The organism is Stenotrophomonas sp. HMWF003, from assembly GCF_003061285.1.
GTDB lineage: Bacteria > Pseudomonadota > Gammaproteobacteria > Xanthomonadales > Xanthomonadaceae > Stenotrophomonas > Stenotrophomonas maltophilia_AP.
The window spans coordinates 16,917-18,195 of the sequence record NZ_QAIW01000339.1; the positions used below are offsets into that span (position 1 = coordinate 16,917).

General features: G+C 71.0%; 1 pseudogene. It reads left to right on the forward strand.

What is annotated here, in order from left to right:
• Window positions 1-1,279: pseudogene (locus DBR34_RS21820) on the forward strand (hypothetical protein); the annotation flags it as partial.

Below are 1,279 nucleotides of genomic sequence, written 5' to 3' on the forward strand. Positions count from 1 at the left end.
TCACCAACGGCACCGAGAATACCGATGCGGTCAACGTGCAGCAGCTGCGTCCGGTCGTGTCCGCCCTCGGCGGCGGGGCGGCGATCAACGCCAGCACCGGCACGGTCACCGGCCCGCGCTACAGCGTGCAGGGCACCACGCATGACAACGTCGGCGATGCACTGGGCGGCGTGGATACAGCACTGACCACCCTCGATGGCCGCGTGACCACCACCGAGGGCGACATCACCACCATCAATACCGTGCTGGGCAACCTGTCCGGCGGTACCGCGGGGCTGGTCCAGCAGACGGCGGCCAATGCGGTGGTCACCGTGGCGGCCGGCAGCGGCGGCACCGCCGTGGACTTCAGCGGTACCGACGGTGCGCGCGCGCTCGACGGCGTGGCCGATGGCGCGCTGGCCGCCGGTAGCCAGCAGGCCGTCAATGGTGGCCAGCTGCAGGCCACCAACGCACAGGTACTCAACAACACCACCAACATCGCCAACCTGCAAGACGGGCTGAGCGGTGCCACCCGCTACGTCAAGACCAACGGCCGTGGCGACGACAGCGATGACGCACAGGCGACCGGCCTGGGCGCGGTCGCGCTGGGCCGTCTTGCCAGCGCGGGCGTGGCCGATGCCATCGCTGTCGGCACCGCGGCGCGCGCGCAGGGCACGGCCAGCGTGGCGCTGGGCGCCAATGCCAGCGCTGCGGGAGACGGCTCCGTCGCACTGGGCGCGGGGTCGGTCGCCGACCGTGACAACGTGGTCTCGGTCGGCGCCGGTCCGCTGATCGGTAACGGCACCCGCCAGATCATTAACGTCACCAATGGCACCGAGAATACCGATGCGGTCAACGTGCAGCAGCTGCGTCCGGTCGTGTCCGCCCTCGGCGGCGGAGCGGCGCTCAACGCCACCACCGGCGTGGTCACCGGCCCGCGCTACACCGTGCAGGGCACCGCGCACGACAACGTGGGCGATGCACTGGGCGGCGTGGATACCGCGCTGACCACCCTCGACGGCCGCGTGACCACCACCGAGGGCGACATCACCACCATCAATACCGTGCTGGGCAACCTGTCCGGCGGTACCGCCGGCCTGGTCCAGCAGACGGCGGCCGATGCGGTGGTCACCGTGGCGGCCGGCAGCGGCGGCACCCGCGTGGACTTCAGCGGTACCGACGGTGCGCGCCAGCTCAAGGGCGTGGCCGATGGCACCGACACCACCGACGCGGTGAATGTCGCGCAGTTGAGTGCGGCCATTGATGGCGTGCGCGGCGGCGACACGCGCTACTTCAAGGC